The organism is Microbacterium sp. H6 (genome assembly GCF_003314775.1).
GTDB lineage: Bacteria > Actinomycetota > Actinomycetes > Actinomycetales > Microbacteriaceae > Microbacterium > Microbacterium oxydans.
The window spans coordinates 1-232 of record NZ_QOAY01000191.1; the positions used below are offsets into that span (position 1 = coordinate 1).

The 232-nt window shown below is 74.1% G+C and carries 1 protein-coding gene; it reads right to left on the minus strand.

Features of this window, described 5'->3' with window-relative positions:
- On the minus strand, positions 1 to 195 hold a 195-nt coding region (locus tag DSP71_RS12480), incomplete at its 3' end, for a TadE/TadG family type IV pilus assembly protein (RefSeq protein ID WP_181800730.1).
- Positions 196 to 232 lie beyond the last annotated feature (37 nt).

Sequence of the window (232 nt, forward strand, 5' to 3'; positions counted from 1 at the left end):
TCCGAGAAGACGAGCCGCGTCCGCGGAGGCGTCCTGCAGCGCGACCTGGCGAGACGCCGCTCCGAGCGCCCCTGCCCCGAGAAGGAGCGCGAGCACGACGGCGGGAAGCGCGAGTGCCAGCTCCGCTGCGGCGGATCCGCGCTCGTCCGCATGTCGCGGCGTCGGCGCCGCATCGCCACCGCCAAGCTCGGTCATCGCGCGTCTCCCTGCCCACATCACGACACCGTGAGCG